Source organism: Rhodococcus sp. MTM3W5.2 (assembly GCF_001984015.1).
Classification (GTDB): Bacteria; Actinomycetota; Actinomycetes; order Mycobacteriales; family Mycobacteriaceae; genus Rhodococcus_G; species Rhodococcus_G oryzae.
In genome coordinates this window covers 2,716,737-2,736,341 of the sequence record NZ_CP019572.1, presented here as the reverse complement: position 1 = coordinate 2,736,341, position 19,605 = coordinate 2,716,737, and the positions used below count along the sequence as shown (strand labels likewise).

At 64.6% G+C, this 19,605-nt stretch carries 17 protein-coding genes, 1 tRNA gene and 1 pseudogene; 11 read left to right on the top strand and 8 right to left on the bottom strand.

The window, feature by feature from the left end:
- Positions 1 to 435: 435 nt before the first annotated feature.
- Complete coding sequence (locus BTZ20_RS27240; protein WP_077041601.1) at positions 436 to 621, bottom strand: hypothetical protein; 186 nt, start codon at positions 619 to 621, stop codon at positions 436 to 438.
- Between the two features lie 32 nt (positions 622 to 653).
- Here BTZ20_RS27240 and BTZ20_RS12635 point away from each other — a divergent pair, with 32 nt between their 5' ends.
- From BTZ20_RS12635 to BTZ20_RS12615, 6 genes and pseudogenes are all read left to right on the top strand, one after another.
- Entirely contained in the window at positions 654 to 1,547 is an 894-nt protein-coding gene (locus BTZ20_RS12635) for a hypothetical protein (protein ID WP_077041600.1), read from the top strand.
- 233 nt (positions 1,548 to 1,780) lie between these two features.
- Positions 1,781 to 3,097, top strand: coding sequence for an ATP-binding protein (locus BTZ20_RS12630; RefSeq protein WP_189636645.1), 1,317 nt, complete (start codon positions 1,781 to 1,783; stop codon positions 3,095 to 3,097).
- On the top strand, positions 3,094 to 4,620 hold the full coding sequence (locus BTZ20_RS12625) for a hypothetical protein (RefSeq protein WP_077041598.1): 1,527 nt from the start codon (positions 3,094 to 3,096) through the stop codon (positions 4,618 to 4,620). The genes BTZ20_RS12630 and BTZ20_RS12625 overlap by 4 nt, the downstream gene beginning before the upstream one ends.
- Positions 4,621 to 4,645: 25 nt before the next feature.
- Positions 4,646 to 5,425, top strand: a pseudogene (locus BTZ20_RS29810) (trypsin-like serine peptidase); the annotation flags it as partial.
- 252 nt (positions 5,426 to 5,677) lie between these two features.
- Positions 5,678 to 6,643, top strand: a complete 966-nt coding sequence (locus tag BTZ20_RS28060; protein ID WP_223263787.1) for a DNA/RNA non-specific endonuclease — start codon at positions 5,678 to 5,680, stop codon at positions 6,641 to 6,643.
- A 542-nt stretch (positions 6,644 to 7,185) separates the two neighbouring features.
- Positions 7,186 to 7,833: a LysM peptidoglycan-binding domain-containing protein gene (locus tag BTZ20_RS12615; protein ID WP_077041596.1), complete on the top strand. Its 648-nt coding sequence runs from the start codon at positions 7,186 to 7,188 to the stop codon at positions 7,831 to 7,833.
- A gap of 136 nt (positions 7,834 to 7,969) precedes the next feature.
- Here BTZ20_RS12615 and BTZ20_RS12610 read toward each other — a convergent pair whose 3' ends face one another.
- Together BTZ20_RS12610 and BTZ20_RS12605 are read right to left on the bottom strand one after the other, a co-directional pair.
- A complete protein-coding gene (locus BTZ20_RS12610) occupies positions 7,970 to 8,896 on the bottom strand; it encodes a hypothetical protein (protein ID WP_145982282.1) in 927 nt (308 codons plus the stop codon).
- A gap of 977 nt (positions 8,897 to 9,873) precedes the next feature.
- A complete protein-coding gene (locus BTZ20_RS12605) occupies positions 9,874 to 10,365 on the bottom strand; it encodes a phosphoglycerate mutase family protein (protein WP_077041595.1) in 492 nt (163 codons plus the stop codon).
- A gap of 618 nt (positions 10,366 to 10,983) precedes the next feature.
- Between BTZ20_RS12605 and BTZ20_RS12600 the strand changes: the two genes are divergently transcribed.
- The 3 genes from BTZ20_RS12600 to BTZ20_RS12590 are packed head-to-tail and all read left to right on the top strand — an operon-like array spanning position 10,984 to position 13,079.
- A complete protein-coding gene (locus BTZ20_RS12600; protein WP_077041594.1) occupies positions 10,984 to 11,961 on the top strand; it encodes a hypothetical protein in 978 nt (325 codons plus the stop codon).
- Positions 11,962 to 11,982: 21 nt separating this feature from the next.
- The gene (locus BTZ20_RS12595) at positions 11,983 to 12,294 is read left to right on the top strand and encodes a hypothetical protein (RefSeq protein WP_077041593.1); all 312 of its coding nucleotides are present in this window, start codon (positions 11,983 to 11,985) and stop codon (positions 12,292 to 12,294) included.
- The gene (locus tag BTZ20_RS12590; protein WP_077041592.1) at positions 12,291 to 13,079 is read left to right on the top strand and encodes a hypothetical protein; all 789 of its coding nucleotides are present in this window, start codon (positions 12,291 to 12,293) and stop codon (positions 13,077 to 13,079) included. Before BTZ20_RS12595 ends, BTZ20_RS12590 begins: the two co-directional genes overlap by 4 nt.
- Positions 13,080 to 13,965: 886 nt before the next feature.
- On the opposite strand, the gene BTZ20_RS12585 is transcribed toward BTZ20_RS12590, so the two are convergent.
- Together BTZ20_RS12585 and BTZ20_RS12575 are read right to left on the bottom strand one after the other, a co-directional pair.
- A complete protein-coding gene (locus BTZ20_RS12585) occupies positions 13,966 to 14,280 on the bottom strand; it encodes a hypothetical protein (RefSeq protein ID WP_145982281.1) in 315 nt (104 codons plus the stop codon).
- A gap of 1,063 nt (positions 14,281 to 15,343) precedes the next feature.
- Complete coding sequence (locus BTZ20_RS12575) at positions 15,344 to 15,826, bottom strand: LysM peptidoglycan-binding domain-containing protein (protein ID WP_077041589.1); 483 nt, start codon at positions 15,824 to 15,826, stop codon at positions 15,344 to 15,346.
- 307 nt (positions 15,827 to 16,133) lie between these two features.
- Here BTZ20_RS12575 and BTZ20_RS12570 point away from each other — a divergent pair, with 307 nt between their 5' ends.
- A complete protein-coding gene (locus BTZ20_RS12570; protein WP_189636644.1) occupies positions 16,134 to 16,514 on the top strand; it encodes a LysR family transcriptional regulator substrate-binding protein in 381 nt (126 codons plus the stop codon).
- Positions 16,515 to 17,067: 553 nt separating this feature from the next.
- Here BTZ20_RS12570 and BTZ20_RS12565 read toward each other — a convergent pair.
- From BTZ20_RS12565 to BTZ20_RS12555, 3 genes are all read right to left on the bottom strand, one after another.
- Positions 17,068 to 17,343 carry a hypothetical protein gene (locus BTZ20_RS12565; RefSeq protein WP_077041587.1) on the bottom strand — a complete coding sequence of 92 codons (276 nt, stop codon included), beginning with the start codon at positions 17,341 to 17,343 and terminating at the stop codon, positions 17,068 to 17,070.
- Positions 17,344 to 17,425: 82 nt separating this feature from the next.
- Positions 17,426 to 17,959: a YbhB/YbcL family Raf kinase inhibitor-like protein gene (locus tag BTZ20_RS12560; protein WP_077041586.1), complete on the bottom strand. Its 534-nt coding sequence runs from the start codon at positions 17,957 to 17,959 to the stop codon at positions 17,426 to 17,428.
- Positions 17,960 to 18,020: 61 nt separating this feature from the next.
- On the bottom strand, positions 18,021 to 19,373 hold the full coding sequence (locus BTZ20_RS12555) for a M20/M25/M40 family metallo-hydrolase (RefSeq protein ID WP_077041585.1): 1,353 nt from the start codon (positions 19,371 to 19,373) through the stop codon (positions 18,021 to 18,023).
- A gap of 124 nt (positions 19,374 to 19,497) precedes the next feature.
- Here BTZ20_RS12555 and BTZ20_RS12550 point away from each other — a divergent pair.
- Positions 19,498 to 19,584, top strand: a tRNA-Leu gene (locus BTZ20_RS12550).
- The last annotated feature ends 21 nt before the right edge of the window (positions 19,585 to 19,605 follow it).

The window sequence follows — 19,605 nt, the reverse complement described above, 5'->3', positions numbered from 1 at the left end:
CGACAAGTCGGCAGCCGTCACCAACCTGCAGGCGCTGATCAGCGTGGCGCTGGGATTCCCAGACGCGGCCGTGGTCGAGAAGGGAGGCATGCGCGCCAGAGCGAGGCTCTGCAGAGTCGAGGTCTCGAACAACGGCAACCCCGAAGCAGTGACCGGCACGGGTTTCCTCGTAGGGCCGAGCACCGTCCTGACGGCGTTCCACGTCGTCGCCAGTCTCCTTGACGATCAAGCCAGTGCGCCGAAGCCGGGCTCCGAGCGCCAACTTTGTGTGCGCTTCGACTACACGACTGGCCGGAAGGCGACCCCCGAGTACAAGGTCCCCGAATCCTGGTTGGTGGCATCGAAACCGCCCCACCCCGCTGAGATCACCATTGGGAAGGGGATCGCAGAACTCGTCTTGCCCGCGGGCAACGTCGACCTGCGCGGGTTCCTCGACTATGCGGTCATCGTCGTTGCCGGTTCCCCGGGGCCGAGCGCGGATACTACGACCTCGAGCGCGCCGTCGAGCCGGCCGCTGGCACGATCCACCTGTTCCAGCATCCAATGGGCGTTCAGCAACGGCAAACGGCCGGCGAGTTCACGGGCTTCCGCGATCCACCCAACAAGGAGCGTATCGACCACACTGCGAATGCCGTGGCCGGATCGTCGGGGGATTGCTCCTCGACGGCAACTACGCCTTGGTCGGACTCCACCAAGGCGCACACGGCGAACCCGTCGTCAACACCGGCATCTCGGCGATCGCGATTCGTGAATCCGTCCGCGCCGCGGGTGCTAACCTGCTCGACGCGAGATACGTGCAGGCGTTCCGGGTGGCGGACGACAGCCGGCCGATCCTCGGACGATCGAAGTGTCAGGAGTGGGTCCGCCGCACCTCGCAGTCACTCGTGCGCGTGAAACCGTTCACCGCGAGCAAGGGTGTCAGCTTCACGCTTGAGATCATGCGGGCGTGTCTGCCCGAGCGAGAGCACGTCATCACGTGTGTGCAGGTGCTCGAGCTCCACGCCGATGCGACAAAGACAGCCGAAATGCTCCTCGGCCGTCTCGGTGTGGACGCCGCCGACCTGCCCACGGAGGCTGACATCAATTCCAGCCGCGGCGCGTGGCTCGAAAAACTGGTCGCAGCCTTCGGAACTCGCGTCGAGGAAGCCCACCGCGACCGCATCGTCTGGCTGGTTATCGATGATCTCCAGAAGAGAGAGCACACGATCCCGGCCGGGAGCGTGCGCGACTTCCTCTCCGAGATGTACAAGCAATCGCCCAAATTCAAGAATCTTCGCATCGTGCTGCTCGGCATGACCGACTTCCCCAGCGGATTTCCGACCGGACTCGTCGACGACGAGGACATCGTGCCGCCGCAGACCGCGGACATCGTGTCCTACGTGCGACTGCGCCTGACGGACGGCGGCATCGAGCACTCCGCGGCCGAAGTCGAACGCTTCGCCAAGCTGATCGAACTCACCAGCGGAACTGACATCACGTCGCTCAGCGACTACGTCGCGGACAAGGTCGACAGAGTTCTGAACACCGCGATCGAGGCGCTCCAATGAAGCCGGCCGACGCGCGGAGACTCGACGCGCTCGACGACCGCATCACACTGACCGCGGCGATATCGACTGACTTCGACCCGCTCGCGGTATTCGGAGCCGACTCACTCCTCGACGACCATCAGGTTGACATGATCGATGGCCTCGCCGCCGTCTGCGACGAAGTCGAGGTCGCTGGCAGCAGCTACCGTCACTGGTCAATGCGGACCCAAGCCCGGCAACACGTGCTGCAAGCGATGGCCACACGACCTGACGTCACAACGCTGCTCGATTCGATCGACGTGCAGCCGAACGACCTGTTCGCCAGATACCTCCGCGACGGGCTTCGCGGCGCCGATCTGGGCCCGCTGCTCCCGCCCGCTGGGCCTCCGACCGCAGGTGTGCCCACCGCTCCGAGCGTCGCGGTCGACCTCGACTGCCTGTTCAGGGTTGTCATGTTCCTTGAGGCTCTGCCCGGCGTCGGAGCGAAAGCGGGCCACCTGGAACGACGGGTCCGTCGTCAGATCGCACTGACTGCGGCCCACAATGCACTGCAGGCGGTGATACCGAACCCCCTCGTTGGTCGCGAACGTGAGTACGCAGCCCTACTCGAATACCGCACGAGCGTGCTCGCGACCGCCCGAGACTGGGTGCCCAGTTTCATTCTCGTGGGACCCGGCGGCGTGGGAAAGTCGGCGCTCGTCTCGAAATTCGTGTCCGATCAGCGTCGCAAGCCCGGCGCGCCCCCACTGATCTACCTCGACTTCGATCGTGCGACGCTCATCGACGCGACGCCGCTCGATCTGACGTTCGAGTTCACCCGTCAACTCGGCTTGGCCGAGTCGGCTCTCGACCAGATGCTGGCCGAGTTCCGAGAACGATCGCGATCGATGCTCGGCGGGCAGGAGAATCTGAACATCGACATCGGTGCAGGCACGTCGTCCGCCGCGCTTCGTGACCTCGCCTCGCTGCTGTCGGGGTGGCCGCGGCGTACGGCGGCGGTGACGATCGTTCTCGACACTTTCGAGGAGGTGGCGATTCGGGGCGTCACACCCGTTCGAGACGTGCTCCAGTGGGTCGTCGAGCTGCGAAACACGGTTCAGCTGCAGCAAATCCACCTCGTTGTGTGCGGGCGCGCCGTGATCCCGGACGCCCCGCACCTCCCCCCTGACGAGGTCGCGGCGATGTTCAACGTCCAGTACGAGTGGCCGCTCGAAGATCTCGTCACTGACAGGGCAGTCGAGCTGCTCACCGTGCTCGGCGTCGAGCCTGGGCTGGCGAGGCGCTTTCCGCCGTTGTTCGGGGGTAACCCACTCGTCCTCAAGCTGATCCACCGCTTCGTGACGACCAATGATCCAGCCGAGGTCGAGCAGCTCCTCGAAGACGGCGAGAAGGCTCGCCGTAACGCACCGTCCGGCGAGGTGGGACTGCGGTTCGTGTACCAGCGAATCCTGAACCGGATCAAGACGCCCAGAGTGCGGGCCCTGGCCTACCCTGGAGTCGTGCTCCGGCGAGTCACGCCCGAGCTCATCCTCAAGGTGCTCGTCCGCACCTGTCCAGTCCCCTCGACGTGACCACCCCCGCTGACGCACAGGAAGCGTTCACCGAACTCTCCGAACACGTCTGGCTCGTCACCCGTGTCGGACCCGACACGGTGGTGCATCGCGCAGACGTGCGCCGACTGCTCGTGCCCGGACTCGAGCACAGCACCGAGGTCGACACCAAGGCGATCCATCACGAGGCAGCGGAATATTACGCCACTCGGCCTGCATCGGTGCCCTCCGACGTGGCCGAGATCGAGGAGATCTACCACCGGGGATTCCTCAACAACATCCCGGAAGACATGACCGAACCACAGGCGGATGACGTTGCGCGCAGGCTCGGTGAGGACCTCGAGTACTGGCCCGTGCAGGCACGCGCGACGGTCAAGTCATTCGCCGGGCGCCACGACCAACTCACCGAGGAAGAGGTGGCATCGCTCGAAGCCTCCCAGCAACGACTCACTCGAGGCGCTCGACTCGAGAAGCGGCTCGCCTCATCGGACATCGGCTCGGCTGGATACGAGGAAGCTCAGCTCGAACTGCTTGATGACGACACCGGTGCGGCGATCCCGGACTCGCGTTGGGCGCTCCTGTTCGACCGCGGCGACTTCGAGTTCATGACCGAGTCTTCACGAGTGCTCAGCGCGTTCGACCGATACTTCGCTGCCGACCATTCCGCCGCTCTGTCGACTCCCTCGAGCAATCCGACCCACGAGCATCCCTGGTACATCGCGCTGGCGATCTCCATGGTCGAGCGTGGCGAACGACCCCTGTTCTCAGACGCGACACTGAATAGGCTCGAGTCCAGCTGGGCGGAGGTTCGACGCTACGGCGCCGCCCTCGCCGCCGTCGCCGGAGATTTCCCGGCTCACACCAGAATCATCGACCAGGTCCGGGGTGAGATCCCGCCCAGACTCGATTTGGCCCGTGTGGACGACATCGTGGTATGCCAGGCCGCTGCGTCACGAGATCATCTCGACCACTTTGCCACGACATTCCAGACGTCCTCGTGCGACCAATTCCGGTTGTCGCACATCGCCTCGATCGCCACCGCTGCCGGCGACAGCGCGCTGGCCGATCGCGTCGCCGAGACGACGGACCAGTATGCGACCCGAAGGCCAGACACCAAGACGATCAACCACTTTCGAGCGACACTTGCAAGGAAGTACCTCAACCTCGGCGGCGCGAACGAATTGCGGGCCGCTCCGACCACACTCTCCTTCCTGTACGGAGCGATCAGAACGATCGTCGCGCCGCTCGACCGGACCTCATGGCTCGACCTTGTCGAGGACCTCGAACGGCGATCGGTGTTCTGGCCCGTGGACCTGACCGCACGTGTGCTCGAGCCGACACTCCGTGCCACGCTCACGCCAAGCGACCTGACCGCGCTGATCGAGACAGCAGACCGCTGCGGGTTGATCGTCGACCTGATAGATGCCGCCTCCTCGAGGGCGACCACACGGCTGTCGTTGCAGCTCGCATTAGGAATCAGACGGATCGAGGGTCTGCTGTTCCCGTTTGCGAAGCCGCGCGCAGAACTACCGAGCATCCGATGAACGGCAACCAACAAGGGGGTAACCGATGGACACCCTAACCCGCCTCACCGCAGCCAATGCTGCTATGCGACATCGCGACCACGATCTGGACAGCGAGTTGCTCACGCTCGGCCGTGGGGAGGGACCCACGCCCGAGCTACCGGGCGGCGAACTCCAGGCCGAGACAATCGTCATGCGCACCGGTCGTCCAGTGCTGGCGATCAAGCGGGACGAGGCGCAACTGACATTCGACGACGCCGCCAGCACCATATGGAAGTCACGGCTCACGGCGGCACGCCCGCATCTCGTGCATGCGGCCAAGGCCGTGGGCAGGATCGAAGTGAAGGGCCACAGCCTCGCGTGGGTCGGGACGGGTTGGCTTGTCGCCCCTGAGACCATCGTGACCAACCGGCACGTTGCTGCTGAGTTCGGTCGCCGGAGTGGAACGAGGTTCATCTTCCGGCAGGGCCTGGACGGACACACGATGCGCGCCTCCATCGATCTCCTCGAGGAGATCGAACGCGAGGACAGCCTGACATTCGAACTCCGACAAATCCTGCACATCGAGGAGTCGGACGGCCCTGATGTCGCGTTCCTGCGCGTCGAACAGCTCGGTCGCCAGTCGCCGGCGACACCACTCGCACTCGCGGAGACCTCGCAGCCTGACGACTTCGTGGCCGTGATCGGGTATCCAGCACGCGACAGCCGGATTCCCGACATCGATCTGATGGACCGGATCTTCGGCAACGTCTACAACAAGAAACGACTCGCGCCGGGCCAGATTCTCGAGCCGGTCACCGGCACACTCCGTCACGACTGCTCGACGCTCGGCGGAAACTCAGGATCGGTCGTGCTCTCACTCGCCACCGGGGACGCGGTCGGCCTGCACTTCGCCGGCCGGTTCCTCGAGACCAACTTCGCGGTCTCGAGCAGGGTCGTCGCGCAGCGGCTCAACGACGTGCAAAGTGGGCGGACAACAAGACGTCGACCTTCAGGCGCGAGACAGGACGTGCGGCAGGCGGAGCCTCAGACTCCGCGCACCGATCGGCCGTCGGCAATACTGACCTATCACGTGCCCTTGTCGATCACCGTCGACATCGGAAACCCGCACCAGACGGTCGACGATGGCAACTGCACCGTAGATCGCGCGATCAGCGTCGGCGTGGACGACGGCTCGAGCACGGACGGCGAGGTATTCGTCGAGTCAGCCCCAGAGGAGTACGTCGACAGAAAGGGGTACCAGGCGACGTTCCTCGGCGACGATCTCGCGATACCACAGCCCACGATCACAACCGACGCCGACGACGTCTTGACATTCGCGCTCGCCGGTCACCACGAGCAGGTGCTGAAGTACGAGCACTACTCGGCGCTCATGAGCGCTACCCGGCGGCTGTGCCGATTCAGCGCCGTCAACATCGACGGCAACCGTCCCAAGAAGTTCGCGCGAGTCGGTTGGCGCACCGATCCCCGCATCCCGATGGACGCCCAGATCAAGGCCGAGTGTTACGGAAACCCGCCCAAGTTTGCGCGAGGTCACATGACACGTCGCGAGGACCCCGTCTGGGGCTCCGACACAGCGGCGTCACGTGGCAACGCCGACTCGATGCACGTCACGAACGCCGTGCCACAGATGCAGCCGTTCAACGCCGGGATTTGGCTAGATCTCGAGGACTACGCGCTGCAGAACGCGCGAAGGGACGACATGAAGATCTCAGTGTTCACCGGTCCCTTCCTCCACGACGACGACCCAACGATGTTCGGAGTCCAGGTCCCGGTCGAGTTCTGGAAGATCATCGCCTTCGTCCACGATGAGACCGGCGAGTTGTGCGCCACCGGCTACACGATGTCTCAGCGCGACTTTCTCAGCGAGGAAGAGTTCGTATACGGTGCACACGAGACCGCGCAGCGGTCGATCAGCTCGATCGAGCGGCGAGCCGGGCTCTCGTTTGGGGCCCTCGCGGAACTGGACCCGTTCGAGGAGCAGGAGGGGATCGCTCCACACCTCACCGACGTGACTCAGATCCAGTTCATTCGACATCGGTGAACTTGCGGTGGTTCATGGCGGTCACGAAATCCGGTCGGCAGCTCGTCGTAATGGTGAACCGGGCCCAGACTCCGACAATAGCCGCGCAGTTCGAGACGGTGTGGCTGGGGCGCAACTGGAGCATCACACCGTTCAGCGAACTGACGCTCGCGCACGGGGTCGAGAAGCCGCTCGAACCGCCGGTGGTCGCGCTCGCACCGGCACGCTGCGATCTCCATACGCGTAGTACTCGCTGTTGCCCGGCACCGGCACAATCATGCTGCCAGCACAAGATGTATCGGCATTTAGATGTCGAAGACAACGGAATCGTAGTTTGATGGCACAGCACCTAATCCCACGGGTCATTCGGACGAGTAGAAATTGTCACTCAATGACAGTTCGCTGGCCCTTCCCGAGGCAGCGCGAAAGGAAGAATCCGAAACCGCGAAATGACTGCGGAGGAAAGGGTAATCGCGAAGACAAATGTCTACTAACTACTCCGTACCAGTGAAGTCTCACGGATCGATACGGCAGCAACTATTCCAGAAAGGAATTCGGAAGAGATGAAGAAGTATGAGGTTCAACCTGGCGACACCCTCTTCGGGATCGCCCAGCGCGAGTATGGCGACAGCAACCTGTATCCTGTGATCGCATGCCAGAACCACCTCGACGATCCGGACGTGATCGGCGTCGGACAACAGCTGCTGATCCCGTACGTCACATACAGGCATCTCATGACCACAGCCGATTCCGCGGCCGTGCGAAAGCGGATCACCAAGCACTACTACGCAAATGACGACAGCAACACGCAGTTAATCTGGGAAATAGTCAATGGCGTGGCCCAGCGTGAGATACATCAAGGCGCTTGGCTTCACATCCCAGATCTCGTCAATGTCGGACACCACACCGTTGTCGCAAACGAGACACTCATTGGACTCGCCGCCAGATGGTACGGCGACGAACACCTCGCGATACTAATCGAACTGGCGAACCACCTGCGACCGAACAGCACACCGACTCCCGGCCAAGTGCTCATCGTGCCCAGACTGAATCGTCGCCGCCACGCTGCCGGCGATACGCTTGAGTCCATATGTCGATACGAGTACGGCGATGCAGATGTGAAGACCAGGACGTTAGTGGTCGCGGCGGCAAATTTCATCAACGAGCCGGACTCGGTCTTCTGCAACCAGGTGGTGTATTTTCCCTCATGACAACCGGCGTAAGGCAGTTTGCCGCAACGCCTGAACGGACGACTCTAGTCAACATCATGGTGAAACCCACCCGGACTCACGCTAGGAATGGAACATAGCTTGCTGGTACCGAGGCGAGCAGCCGTAGCCCGTTATCTCAGCACCTATCGGCCATGCTCGCGGCGCCCGGCATAAGAAACTCGAGACGCAGTGCATCAGTCGCATCCGCGGACAGGACAACGGCTGTGCCTGTGTCCTCGGTCCAGGACGCGGGCACCAGTGCATAGTTGCTCCCGGCCTTAAGGATGAGCACCAGACCCACGTAGCGGTACGGATAGGCGAGGTCACCTGCAGGGCAGTGTATCTCCGTCGTTCCGTTTGGATCCAGATCGATCTGCTTGTCGCTGTAGACGACGACCCTCGGTGCCGATCCCAGCCGGCTCGCGAAGATCGCCGCGCGTTCTCGTCCCACCGCTGCCGCATAGTTGTCGACGGCCCAGAACAGGCTCAAGCCGACGACGAGAAAGATCACAGCCCATTCGGCCACGGCCGCGGCCTCCGACCGGCGGGCGGATCCAGCACCGCTCAAGCGCTGTCGACGCTGGTAGATCGCATACCAGAGGAGCAGGACGCCGACGATGATGGACGCTGGCGCCACCGTCAACCCGCGGTTGAGCCACGTGTCCCAGAACAGGTCACTTATCCCGTTGAGCACCAACAACAACCCGGCACCGGCGGCCAGCAGCGCGAGCCACGCTGATCCGGCACCCGCCCGCACAGACCGAGGCAGGGCGACGAAGCCCCACATCAGTGCTAGGCCGAGGACCCCCACCACGCCCGCAGGCAGGTAGAGGCCGTCCACGCTGCGCATGAAGTAGTCGCGATTCGAGAATTCGAGGACAGTCGAACTCACACCGAAATAGTCGAAGTACCAGTAGATGCGTCGATCACCGAAGTAGAACAATAGCGCGGTGATCAGTGTGGCGGGCGCGACGACCTCCGTCGCGATCCCGACCAGGCGCCCCACACCCTCGAACGGGGATTCCCTCGACCGCTCTGCTGGCTCACCTCCAGAGTCCGTCATCGGGGACTTAGCCGGGTAGGTGAGGCGCTGGCGCCCCCCGAAGTCGAGAAGCCTGTAGAGCCATGAGAACTGGGCTGCGCCTTCGAGGAGGGCAGGCTCGGGCCTTCACAATCTGTTCCGCCGACCTGAATGACGACTGTTGATCCGCGATCGATCATCACGCCCTCCCCTGGTTCGGGCACAATGGCTACGACGTGACACGTGAAACCGGGGAGATCATTGGCAACGACCTCGCTCACGACATCGACGCACAGTTCGCCGCCGCAAGCTTGGACCAGCTGAGCCGTGAGTTTTGCTCGGATGTCATCTATGGAGGGTGCGTTGGCTCCTGCCCCGAACTTGAGCGGCGAAAGAACCACTCGGCCCGGGCGGGGCCTGGGCTGTACTCCTTGTGGCGCCGCCAGACCGGGCGACTTGGAGGCTTCTTCGCGGGTTCCCGGAGCTACTCGGTCACCCGAAGCGGAGGTCCCCTCGCGGGCCGGATACAGCGACTCGCCGCCACCATCAGCCCCGCACCCAACTAGCGTCAAGGCACACAGCCCGACCGAGGCCCAATTCGTCCACCACCGCACAGACATGACGCCCGCCCGGGGATGCGCTTGCTTCAATCCTCGTAAGTGCGGGCGCCTGCGAACGGTGTCGAGTGGATCAACTCGACGGTGGAGCCGGCGTAGTTGTCGTACAGCCATTTTTGCGAAGTCCCGCAACTTCGGCGAGCCGGCACAGACCTCGCCGGCGCCGATGTCGAGTGCTGCTGTCGGCGATCCGTTGTACGAGAGACCGTAGTGGTGTGGAACCGAGCCGTGGTCTCCGTCCATTCCGCTAGTTATGTATATCTCGTCCGTCTTGGGGTAGGACTCCAGGAATTTCGCCATCCTGCTTCCCAGCGGTCCGGTGACCAAATTCGGCCATCGAGTAACAGCCATAATGGGTCTCCTCTTCTCGACCGAAACGGTTGATTCCTATTGGTGAACGGTCTACGCGGCAGGCTGCTTGATCGGCATCGCCTGGTACGCCGCGTCCGCTGCCCTTCCGTCACGTTGTCCACTTACGTATCGCTCTATCTGTAGCTCTTCGGCAGGACCTCGCCGGGGCCAGCGAATACGAACGGTGCCTTCACGCCGCCTTGGGCGAATCGGTGCGGCGCCGAATTCTGCGATCATCTCGAGAACGGTGTTGCTGTGGCCCACCACCAGAACGACCTCACCGAGAGCACCCGCGCGGACCTGCCGCGCAAACTTCGCCGGCGGCAGAACCTGGCGCGGCTGCACTCGAATACGGGTGGCCAGCGGCGCGGCTATCTGCTTCGTGCGAAGGAACGACGACGTGAACACCGCGTCGGCCCGTGCGGCCCCGACGGCGTGGGCTAGCGCCTCCGCCCGCTCGATGCCGACGGCGTTCAACTCCGGGTCGGGAGAGACGGCGGGCAGGTTGATGTCCTCGTGCCTCGTGAGCAAAACCGTCGTCATGTCGTCCTCGCGGCCCGGTCGATTCGGAGATCCGGTATCTCTCCGACCAACGGCCTTCGTGTCGTCCGAATGTCCCGATCCGGCGCCGACAGCGCTGGATCTCGTCCCGCTCGGGCCGAAGTAGGGACCCGCCAGCACGACATCCGTGTTCGGGATGAACCCCAACGTGCTCGACCTATCCCACCTTGATGTATTCGACGTGTCCGTGGGTCAGAGTCCGTCATGGCCGGGGCTTTCGGGCGTGACGAGAATCGGGGGCGCACCGTACGACCGGCGACGATGCCCTGTGCATCGAACAGCCTTCCATCGGGCCCGCATTCACAGTTCTTCTCCCTCTCGAGAGCCGCTGCGCGGCACAGCCGGCGCTCGTGGGGCGAGACGTCGCCGCGCAGTTCCACCCATAAGGGTGCGTCTCGGGTGTCGATCCCGGCACGAGTATCGGACTACTCGATTTCAGACCCCCAACGCCTGCCCCCAGAACCCCGACTGCTTGGGCTGAATCCGCTCCGGGAGTCGGACATCCGAAGCACGCCGAGAATTGGGGACAAATGTTCGGTAAAGCCCATGACCCCGACGTGCACCGCGCCTACGATGGACCGAGTTCCATGGGCTCTGTCGATGTCGCAGAACTCCGCCCTGCTGCTGACGCAGGACGATCCGCTACGCAACCACCCTCTGTACCGGACGCCGCCGCTGACCGGCGCCGAGGATCTCGAACTGACGGTGCGGTCGGCGGTGGCCCGCTGGACCGAGGCCCGGCTGGCGGCCGAGACCCGGTCCGGCACTATCGAGCACCCTGACTGGTTGATCCGGCAGCTGCTGTGCACCACAACCACCGTGAACCTGGCCACCAGCCCGGTCGAGTACCGGCGCCTGCGGCCGGCCGAGCTGTTCGCACCGCCGCTGACGTTCTGGCTCAACAGCGAAGCCCTTCTCGACCTCCTGGAGATCCCCGCCGAGTTCGTGCTGCCTGAGATGGCAGGCAAGCACTACCTGCGATGCGTCGACAGGTACGACTTTGCGCTCGTGGAGGGTGATTTCGTGCATGAGGGCGATAGCTTCTTCTCCTTCGCGGTCCCCGAGCCCGCCTTCGAGGACCTCGACCTCATCGTGCAACTGACTACCGGCAACCTCATCACCCCACGATTCGCCGCCTGCGTGCTGATGATGGATTTTGCCAACCCCTTATACAGCCCGCGCCGCGCCGCCCTCCTCGAGCACTGCCCCACCACCACAGCCACCACCCCCGCTGCCGACGGCGGCCTGTCCGACGTCATCGCCGACGCCATTGTCGCCGCGGCGAGGGACCTGCCTGCGAACTCGCCCGAACACGAGTTCGCCGCCAACTGGACGCTGCACGAGATCGCGTGGCGCGACGAATTCGCCTCCCGGATCGAGATGTACATGACCGTCGTGCACCGGCTGGCCACCCAACCCGACCGGGTCGACGACTACGTCCGACTGGCCGAGCCCCGGCGACGCGAATTCCGTGCCACCAAGCTCGCCGAGGTCACCCTCACCCTCCCCCACACCAGCATCCCCGCCGACGCCGCGCTGCTCGAAATGCAGCCCGACGGAACAGTTCGCCCCAAATGACCCTCGACGAAGGATAATCCGATGACCCTCGACGTCTTCAACCCTCCCGGCAACGTCACGGACCTCAGCCCCACCGGACGCAAGCACTGGAGCAACTTCCTCGCCGATGTCACCGACCGGGCGATCCGGGGGAAATCCCGAGGAGAAGGCCAACGACAGCCCCGGGCACAGTTCTATAACCTGACCAAGACCGACACCGACGCCATCCACCAGGACGTGAGCTGGATCGGCTTTCCGCGGCAGGTGATGATTCGGGCCACCTCCGATCGCCAGCGATGGATCGCCGCGGACGGCTCCCGTGACCTGCAGACGAATACTGCGAATGGAGCGTGACCCGCACCGGAGGCAAGGTGACCCGGGTGACCTTCACCTGCGAAGGACCCGAGTACTTGGACGTTCTCGCCCAGGACGACCCCGCCACCGTGGTGGCCCTCTACCACGAGCACGTCAGCGGCGAGGTCGAGAAGGAAGATCTGTTCGACGCCGCCGGCCGCTACATCCGGCGCAACCGCTGGAACACCGACACCACCAACGGCGCCATGCACCTGGTTCAGGCCGCCAACACGTTGGCCGCGGAGATCGAGCTGTGCGCGGCGGCCAGCATCGTCCGCCAGATCGACGGCAGGGTCCTGACCGGGGAGCAGGAGCTGATCGAGTGCGGCGCCTACGGCGCCCCGCAACGCAACAGCGACCCGCACATCGGCGGCGTGATCAACTCGGTGGCCCGGATGAAGGCGGACCTAGCCCTCGCCAACCCCGTCGGCCTCAACTTCCACGACCTTTCGGTCGCCGGATGGAAAACCCCAGACGGTTCCGACCCCAAGTCGTACTGGACCTACCTGCGCGGCGACGAGACACATCCGGTGCGGGCCGTCTACGAGATCCCAGCGGACAAGGGATTCGTCGTGGGAGACGTGACCATCCTGGGCAAACCCGTCGCCTACGGGTCGCAGATCGACTACATCTCCATCAAGGCGACGGCAGTGGCATGCCGGATCGGCCGGAGCACTGCCGCGCCGATGACGGCCTATGTCGGCGCCGCCTCCGACTCCGTGTCCGAACTTGTCCCCCTCACCGCAGCGAATGAGCAACCCGTGCTGACCTCCCGACTCCTCTGATCCGCGCACCCGCGTAGCGCAGGGTTCGAGCCGTTGTAGGGGACTACGCGGGCACAGAACGATCATCGCGGTCACTGCACACGCCGCGGCAGGGTATCGACCCCGGCACACAGCAACGTCCGACGTCGCCTGACGACCCTCGATCCACAGGACTTGACTATTTCTCGTGGACCATTCCGGCCACCGGTTCCCCGATCGAATCACCGAACAGATCGGCTACAACCTGCGTGACCCGAGAGTCGATTGCGCGGATCGAGTCGCAGAGTACGTCCCCGATTCCGACAAGGTGGGAACAATCGAACGGATATACACCCAATCCGATTGCGGGATCGCGACCTGAGCCGGGATGACAGTGGTGGGCGAGCCAACCACGGTGTTGGCAAGCGGCAGCCATTCGATCGGACTTCCTCGAACTGTCCACCCGAGTCGAATCAAAGATGGTGAAACGCCGATGAGTTCATGGCGCGCGCCACTCGCAAACAGCAAGAGTTCACAACGTCGCTGCGCGAAGGCGGATTAGCGGTTGCTGGCGATGTCAGCAACAAAACTCAGCGGGTTCCAACTGCGCTAGCAGGGGTTGCGGGAGCGGGCCCCTCGTGGTTGTCACCGACTGCCGCGGTTGAGTCGCCCGGTGTATCCCAACGAGGTGACGATATACCCGACGAGGACCCCGAGCACAAGATAAAAGCACAGGATGGCACCCGCCACCACCATCGCAGCCCCGCTGACGGTGCCGGTCGGGGAGGGCTCCGTGAGCCCGGAAGCGACCGTTTGCACCAAAAACCCGAGGGGGGACCAAGCTTGGTCAGCCCCACCAGCCCGGCACCGAGCAAAAGCTTCGTCAACCAATCACTGATTTCCGCGAGATTCGAACTGGGCAGGAAACTCACATCCCGGCCGGGAACAGCCCCGCCCCACCATCGGCTGCCTGCACCGCCGCCGCGTCTCCCGCGCCGCGATCGGATGCCCGCAGACGAGTTTCTCCGGAGGACACCGCCTTGGGCACCCCGAGGACGAACCCGATCAGCGCGCCCGCTGCCAGCGCGGCCGCCGCGACGAGCATCCCGACCGATGCATAGCTGAGATGGGTTCCCGAGGTCGCGAACGCATACACCGCGATCAACACCAGCCCGATGACGAGAAGCGCCAGGACAATCATCAACGAGGACCAGGCATCGGTGTGCCGCGTCCGGGGAGTCACTCCGTCCGGGTTGGGTTGCCGAAACCTTGACATCTGTGCCTCGTGTGGTGGATGAACTAGGTTGGTGGACAACGTGCGTGGCCCGACTCGGTCTGCCGGGGTGTCCCATCGCTGCCGCTTCCTGCGCCTCGCGCCGGTGGCCTCGTGCGCCGACCGGGCTCGCCTACTCGGCGGTGTCCCCGCACACGTTCCCTGCGGAGGGTCCCCAGGGGTGACGCGTCTGCAGGCGTTCGTGGTGGGCTGGCCCGGGGCCGGCCGGCCTGATCCGTGCCGTCGTCGCCCGGTGCGGACCTACCAGCACCCATCTCGGATCCCGGTCGCGCGGCCCCGGCGAACGTGTCGCCGAGGACGAATCCGATACGACCGTGGGCGTACGGAACGGGACGCCCAGGTCGGTGCCGCCGATATCGTACTGCGGCAGCGGATTCACGGACTTCACGAACACCTCGTCCTCCCGGTCACCCATCGGAGCGCCCGGGTGCCGTGGCCTCACCGCGGCGCCCGGGTGGACTCCACCCCGTACGCCGTGCAAAAACCTGCGTGCTCGACCACGGTCTTCGGCATCGTCAACCCGGCAGGTCGTCTTCACCCGATTCCGCTGTGGCCGCCGAACCCTCGTGATTGGCCCGCTCCGCGGCACCCGCGCCCGCACATCGGCCGGCAACGCCCGCACCATCACCCGAAAGCACCGCGGGAGTTCTCCGACGACCCCACCCGCGTCGCTCCCATCCAAGCCCCACAGGGCACATCCGTCCCTCATGTCACACGGCGTGTCTCGTCGTGTACCCGCAGGTCGCATCGGTTCCCATCCGACGCTGCCGGGGCGCCGGAATTGACCCACGAGAACGTCAGGAGTGCCCGAATTGACATCCGGTGTGGCCCGCGGTCAGCTGAGGTTGGACCGCGGGGGAGCATGATCTCCTGGTCGACGAAGATTAGGTTCGGGTCCGCGATGTCGTTGATGTCGACAATCTTCTGGAGGAATTTCAGATCGCCGTACTTTTCTTGACGATCCCCGACAGGGTCTCGCCTGCGACGACCGTATGATATTCGGCTGCCATGCCTATCTCCTAGCTCGTCGGGGAATGATCAGTTCTTGGCCGACGCGAATAACGTCGGGGTTCGCGATCTCGTTCGCGTCGGCGATCAGCGGGAACAGAGTCTCGTCACCGTAGAAGCGCTTGGCGAGCTTGGATAGGGTGTCGCCGGAAACGACCTTGTACACAATGCCGGGGATGATCAGTACCTGGCCGGTTTGGATTTCGTCGGGATCGCTAATTCCGTTCGCCGCGGCGATCAACGGGAACAGGTGAGAATTCTGCGGGTGATAGAAATGCCCCGCCAAGCCAGACAGAGTTTCGCCGTCCACCACCGTGTGCTTGCGGCTCACTTCGGGGATGATCAGTACCATCCCGATTTGTATCAAATCGGGATCGCGAACCCCGCTGGCGGCGGCGATAAGATCGAAAAGCGCCGCCTGCCCATAGAATCGTTTCGCAATCGCCGACAGGGTATCTCCCGCGACGACCGTGTGGGTTTTGATCATTGAATGACTCCCTTTCGTTTCGGATCCCGCTACCCGTGCTTCGGCTGCAGTAGGAGCGGCACGATACCCAGGACGGTTCACACATCAATAGTTCGCTCCCCCCGTCCAAAGCGCACGAGTGGTCCACTACTCAGTTTCTGACTGAACCGCGAGCGGTTCTACAGCGGTCTTCATACCCAACGGGCCGCGATAGCGAACCCCCGTGACCTATCAGTCCAGATGGCACGGTTGAAACAACCATGGCAGGACTCGGCGGCCGGGTTGATTCGAACTCTGGCCGATATCCCAGTTGGTCGGCGCGCTCGCGGTGGCACGCACGGTCCACCTCTCTCCGGCCTCCGGGTTGGCGACCATCCTGCTCCACGTCGCCCGTACCCACCCGCTGGCCAGACGCAGCCAGGTGGACCTCGCAGCACTCGCCAAAGAGCACTTCATCGCCAGCCCGCCGCCTTACCAGCTACGGCAACGCCTCGACTCGTGGTGCGCCCGAGCAGGGTTCACGCCACACGTTGCGTTCGAGATCAGCGGGTTCGAGACGATACGGGTCCTCGTAGGACACGGGCTCGGCATCGCCCCGCTGCCGGCCGCGGAGACACCTCACCCCGACCTCGTGGCCATCACCCTGTCCGGGTGGGTGACCGGACCATCGGGCTCGTCACGGGCAGCCACCGACCGTCCGCCGCGGTGACACGGTTACACGGTTACACGATCACATCACCAGCCATGCCGGTGAGTTCATCACGAACGCCACGAGGTGGGTCCTACGCGAAAACGCGCTGCATACGGCGCCAGAACAAACGCCGTGCATTGAGGGCATCAACTGCACACCGTGGGGTCGAGGTACGCGAATTTCTCCTCGGGTCGATCGTAAGCAATCGCCGTTACACTCCTGCATCCACCGGCGACGGAACAAGCAGGACCGTTCGTCACGTCAACGGAGGAGCACCCGTGCAGAAGAGGCAGACCAGTCGCGCACAACGATTCTCGGACTGCTGGCGGCACCCGTCTTCCTCGGGGCCACGCTCGGCACCGCAACCGCGAGCGCGCGGCCATCGGAGTTCGGACCGCTCTACCGGTCGGAGTTTTCCGGCGAGTCGGCCCAATATCTGTGCAGCAAGGTCGCGCTTCTCGAACAGACGTCGCGCGCCATCGTCATCGTCCCGTGCACGCAGGATCCCGCTACGGGCAACTGGTACCGCGTCGCGTTCAACCCCTCGGCCACGGCGGCTGACCGGCAGACGTCAGGGTCGCGAAAGATCGGGCCAGGGCGGACGGCGGAGAACGGCCAGCGTCGCTATGACCGCCGACGCCAGGCCGATGGACACGGCCATCAGCGCTAATCGGGTCTCGTCGACGGCGGTCGTCCAGGAGGCCTTCCCGTCGTGGATGACGAACACGCCGATGGGCACCGCCGCGACGTCGCGCGGGCCGAAGCGGCGGCCGCCGAGCCGGGCGACGGTGATGATCGTGGCGCCCTTGGCGGTCTCGTACGGCTCCCCGTAGACCCGCATCTCCATGCTCGCTCCCCGCTCCAATTCCCTCACCGATGCGCTGGGCCCCAACCGACCGCTTCGAGGGCCCCGCGCACCGATCGGTTTGCTACTGCTCGTATGTCCCGGTCAGCGTTGCGCGCGCGATCGCGTGACTGTAGAGGTTGAATCCCAGGCGGGCCGGGCTGACCGTCGCGTCCACATCCAGCTTCTCCGCCCCGACCGCGTGCACCGCGACGATGTACCGGTGCGGGCCGTGCCCGGCCGGCGGCGCGGCACCGAGGTACCCGTACAGGCCGCCGTCGTTGAGCAGTTGCACCGCGCCCTCGGGCAGTCCGGACCCGTCGGCGGTGCCGGCCCCGGACGCCAGCGACGTCACCGTCACCGGGATGTTCGCGACGGCCCAGTGCCAGAAGCCGGAGGCGGTGGGGGCGTCCGGATCGAACACCGTGACCGCGAAGCTCTTCGTCTCCGCGGGGAACCCAGACCACGACAGCTGCGGGGAGATGTCCTGGCCGCCGGCCCCGAAGATCCCGCTCACCTGGGCGTTGGCCAGGACCTGGCCGTCCTCGATGTCCGTCGAGGTCAGCGTGAACGACGGGAGCTCGGGAAGCGCGTCGTAGGGATTGTGCGAGGAAGCCATGGTGAGACCTTTCAGCGGGTGAGGGGCGGAACCGGAGCGATCACTCGAAGGATTGCTGGCACTAGCAATTATGGAGAAAATGCTCGAGAACTCGGGTACCGAACTCGAGCGCGTCGACGGGCACCCGCTCGTCGACGCCGTGGAAGAGGGCGGTGAAGTCGAGCTCCGGCGGCAACTGCAGCGGCGCGAACCCGAAGCAGCGGATCCCCAGCTTCGCGAACGCCTTCGCGTCCGTGCCACCGGACAGCATGTACGGCACCGTCCTGCCGTTCTCGTCGTGTGCGAGGATCGCGGCGTTCATCGCGTCCACCAGGTGCCCGTCGAAGGTGGTCTCGTAGGAGTCCAGCTTGGTGATCCATTCGCGGGTGACGTCCGGCCCGATCAGCTCGTCCACCTCCCGCTCGAAGGCGGCCTGCCTGCCGGGGAGCACGCGGCAGTCGACCACGGCCTCGGCGGTCTGCGGGATCACGTTCGCCTTGTACCCGGCGCTGAGCATGGTCGGGTTCGCGGTGTCACGCAGCGTCGCCCCGATGATCCGCGAGATCGTCCCGAGCTTCTCGAGCGTGCCGTCGATGTCCGGTGAGGTCGGGTCGAACTCGACCCCCGTCTCCGCGCTCACCGCGCCGAGGAACTCGGCGACCGAGTCGGGCACCACCAGCGGGAAGGTGTGCCTGCCCAGCCGCGCGACCGCCTCGGCCAGGATCGTGACGGCGTTGTCCTCGTGCAGGAAGGACCCATGACCGGCGCGGGCCTTGGCCGTCAGCCGCATCCAGCCAAGCCCCTTCTCCGCCGTCTCCACCAGGTACAGCCGGGCCTCACTGCCATCGGGGCGCGGCACGCTCAGCGAGAAGCCACCGACCTCACCGACCGCCTCGGTGACCCCGTCGAACAGGTCCGGGCGATGTTCGACCAGCCACTGCGACCCATACTTGCCGCCCGCCTCCTCGTCGGCGAGGAACGCGAACACCAGATCCCGCGGCGGCACGGTGCCCTCCGCCTTGAACTGGCGCGCCAGCGCGAGGGTCATCCCGACCATGTCCTTCATGTCGATCGCCCCGCGGCCCCAGACATAGCCGTCCTCGACCGCCCCGGAGAACGGGTGCACGCTCCAGTCCGCGGGCTCGGCGGGCACGACGTCGAGGTGACCGTGGATCAGCAGCGCGCCACGGGACGGGTCGGCGCCCCGCAGCCTGGCGAAGACGTTCCCGCGGCCGGGCGCGCCGGATTCGACGTACTCGGTCTCGTAGCCCACCTCCTCGAGCCGGGCGGCCACCCACTGGGCACACTCGCGCTCCCCCTTGGTGGTGGCGAGCTCACCGGTGTTGGAGGTGTCGAATCGGATCAGCGCGCTGACCAGTTCGACGACTTCGGCCTCGGCGCGGCCGCGATCGGAGTTGATCTTGATGTCTGACACCCCACTTTCCTACCACCGAGCACCCCCTCCTAGCAGCGCAGACGCGCTGATTTTGGTGTGGGGCGCTGCATCAGCTAATCTTTCCCAGCACGCAGAACACGGCGGGCAAACAACAAGGTGTGCATGCGCGAGTGGCGGAATGGCAGACGCGCTAGCTTGAGGTGCTAGTGTCCTACTAATGGACGTGGGGGTTCAAGTCCCCCTCGCGCACTCTGAGTTGAGACAGACGAGC